The sequence below is a fragment of the Bartonella sp. CL435QHHD genome, assembly GCF_042195095.1.
Lineage (GTDB): Bacteria > Pseudomonadota > Alphaproteobacteria > Rhizobiales > Rhizobiaceae > Bartonella.
Genome location: NZ_JBHINS010000080.1, coordinates 1 through 3518 on the forward strand (window position 1 = coordinate 1; position 3518 = coordinate 3518).

Annotated in this window: 2 protein-coding genes and 1 pseudogene; 1 reads left to right on the forward strand and 2 read right to left on the reverse strand. The window is 36.5% G+C overall.

From position 1 onward, the window contains the following. Positions 1-1563: ShlB/FhaC/HecB family hemolysin secretion/activation protein (locus ACFILH_RS07335; RefSeq protein WP_375667590.1), on the reverse strand; the 1563-nt coding region annotated here is incomplete at its 3' end. 45 nt (positions 1564-1608) lie between these two features. After that, positions 1609-1788, reverse strand: a complete 180-nt coding sequence (locus tag ACFILH_RS07340) for a hypothetical protein (RefSeq protein ID WP_375654673.1) — start codon at positions 1786-1788, stop codon at positions 1609-1611. Between the two features lie 255 nt (positions 1789-2043). Between ACFILH_RS07340 and ACFILH_RS07345 the strand changes: the two are divergent. Then, positions 2044-2704: pseudogene (locus ACFILH_RS07345) on the forward strand (type ISP restriction/modification enzyme); the annotation flags it as partial. Between the last annotated feature and the right edge of the window lie 814 nt (positions 2705-3518).

A 3518-nucleotide genomic window follows, 5' to 3' on the forward strand; every position in this document is an offset into this window, starting at 1 on the left:
CACTGTCGATTGGGTTAAAATATTCGAATAAGATACATCAATATCCGTAATGTCTCCGGTTGCATGGAAACCAAGAGTTGCACCAACGAGGCTACCGCCAAAACTGTTTTTGTTTGCATCATTGGCTACAGCCCCCAGATCAAGCGCCATATAAGGGGCAAATTGGCTCATAAATTTACGCCCCATTCTCGACGAAAAACCTGGCAACAACAGCGACAATTCATTGCGCCAAAACGCCCCATTATTGCCGTAATAAATCGCCTCACGCACCCCGCGCACAGAGGAACTGCCACCAAGCGATATTTGCTCTGAACTAAACAATGTGTCGGGTGATAATTGTCCTGAAAACAGTGTGTTATAGCGAAAGTTATACTGTTTGAGCGAAAAAGGACGCACGTAGCCTAGGGAAAAAGACAATTTGGAAAATTGCCCTTTGGGTGAATTTTTTGTTGCATTCTCTTGCTCTTTATCGTCATAAGCGCCAAGAATTGCTAACCCTTTATGAAACCCTATATGCGCGCTTAATTCTCCTCCAAGCCACTTGCGCGAATGATCAAGCTCAAAGGTTGCAATAGCTAATTTACGGCTGGAAACATCAACCCGACTGCCCATAATAAAATTATCAGAATATTTCCATGTTAAGCGTCCCGTAAGCCAGGTCTTTCCCTCTTGATCACGGTCAATAACCCGTGAAATCCACGGTGTCAGCGATAAAGACTTACCCTCAGTCATAATATCGGAAAATATCCCCTTAACACTCGAATGATATTGGCTCCACGTCCCATCAAAACCTGTTGTCCAAGTGCCATAGGGAAGAGAAAAGGATCCCGTTAGAGTATCACTATTGGGGCGCTTGTGAGAAAAATGATACGGACTACCATCCATAGAACGCTGATAGCTAAACGACCATTGATCATTGATCCCTAACAGATCATCAAAAGAAAGGCTCAAGCGCGTTTGATAAAGTCCTGTTGCTTTAGCGCCAAGATTATCGCTGGAAAGCGTAATAAGCCAAGGTTTCTGTTTTTCAATATGAACATCGAGTATCGAACCACCCGAATTGCTCCCCGCACCAAGATNTGGAAAAGCCGTGGTGATTTCTCCTTGAAGTCTCCTCTCAACTTTATGCCCATCCAGAGTGATATCTTCCATCACGCCTTCAACAACAACAATCTTGAGATGACCGCCGCTTAAATCTTGCTCAGGCAAATAAGCCCGCACCGCAATATAGCCGCGCTTCATATAAAGCTTGGTCACCGCTTTGAGCACTTTGTTGATTTCGGCAATCCCCAAACACCGTCCTTCCCAAAGAGAAATGGCTTCATGAAGGTCGGTGTGAGAAATCAACTGAGCACCAACAAATTCAATGCTTTTGATCAGCAAACAGGTTGTACCAGACGAAGCACCATAGGCAGATGTGGTATCATCGTCTGGCAAAAATACCCCATGTGTTTCGTTTCTACGGTGTAATTGCTGAAAACGTTGTTGTTGCGTTTGTTGTCGTTGGATGCTCTCTGATTGATTAATCGCTTTCTCACGAATGTTTTGGGCAAAACTCGGCAACGAAAAAAGGCACAAAAAAGCCGCAAAAATAAAAGTGAAAAAAATCTATGCATTCATTGTGTCCTCAAAATGAGCAACCAAATGAACCATATCATCAGCGTCACAGAAAAAATCGCCAACCGCGTAACAATTTTTTAATTTTTTGATGAGAATAATACTTCTAAAATCTAAGAGAAAAGCATAGACTGTACTGTATACACTTGCTTTATGAGTTGTGCAAACCATATCATTTCCCCCGCTTTTGAAGATTTTACAATGACACTGTTAAATGACAATCATACACTCTATATGCTTCTTAATTTTAAGGTGTTGCATGTAATATAATCTTGAGCTTCAAGTAAAGACTGTTATTCATAGAATAGACCAAATTTATTGGAACTGTTACATATTAGAGACAACAAAAAACACTCCATTATTATCGCTTGATAAGAAAAATAGCATGACGATAGCTTGTTATTAAAATAAGCAAAAAAGAAAATGCGTAATGCCATAACTTATGAAGAATTAGCATATTTTAAAGCCGCTTATCCTAATGAAAAAATTACTAAAGATGATCTATTTTATTATGTTTACGGTCTCTTGCATTCAGAAGATTATCGTGCTCGTTATGCTCATAACTTATGCAAAGAACTGCCTCGTATCCCTTGCGTAAAGAGTGCTAATGATTTTTGGAAATTTGTGACAGTAGGGCGTAAACTTGGGCATTTGCACGTGAATTATGAAACTGTAGAGCCTTATCCTGTGACCTTTAAAAAGGGTAATCCAAAATTAACTGATATCTCTAATCCAGAAAAGTTTTATTACGTGACAGAAATGAAATTCGCAAAAATTAAGGATAGTAAGGAAAAGAATAAATCAACAGTTACTTATAATAGCAATATCATCATGACAGATATCCCTAAGTAAGCTTTATGAGTATATCGTCAATGGCAAGCCTGCTCTTGAATGGGTTATGGGGCGTCAATGTGTTAAGACTGATAAAAAGAGTGGTATTGTGAATGATGCCAATCACTATGCTGTTGAAACCATTGGCAACCCTGCTTATCCATTAGAGTTGTTTCAAAGGGTTATCACTGTAAGTTTAGAAACAATGAAAATTGTTAAGAACTTACCAAAATTAGAAATAAGAGAAACCAAATAACTTATAAAGCATGCTCACATGATAGGCATATTAACCTCACAAGGGGTATAAGGTCTTATACCTATAGGTTCTATATCACTTTTATAAATTGCTTACATACAATCTTTAAAAGGAGTATTTATATGCGTTATTCTAAAAAGAAATCATTTGCACTTTTAAATACTCTTATTTGGATTGCCTTTAAAAGATTATATCGTAATCTAAAATGATAGCTTTGTTTAAAGAGGGTTATGTATATTCACTTTTCTTATATTACTTATAGGTTTTGAAGGTTCTTAAAACCCCCAAACCCCCTACAAAACGTATGTTATTGATTGAATTTAAAGGTTGTATTATTGATATAGGTTGTTTTTTTGAAAAGTTGATAAAAATTAACATATTGAAATATAATGACTTTTATTTTGATTTTTAAAATATATAAAGAGGGGGCGTAAAAAGCACCTCCAAAACCCCCAAAAACCCCTAAACCTCCAAAACTCACAACCATAATGGTCTTGATAGCATTTATTATGATTATAATCCCTTTCTTTTGAAAGGCTTTAAAAGATCACATACTCTCATAAGACACGTTTTAATCATTCACTAAATGATCACTTTTGTCGATTCAATGTACTGACACAAACTGACAAATATATATTTATAGTTGTATTTATTTGTTATGGTTGTTTTAATAAGTTGTATTTTGAAAAATTCATAAAACTTAACTTGTTGAAATATAATGATTTTAATTTTTTCTCATTTAAAAAAAATGATATAGGTTCTAAAAAGAACTGACAAAAATGACAAAAGTTTATTAAAAGGGATTTTGCTCATC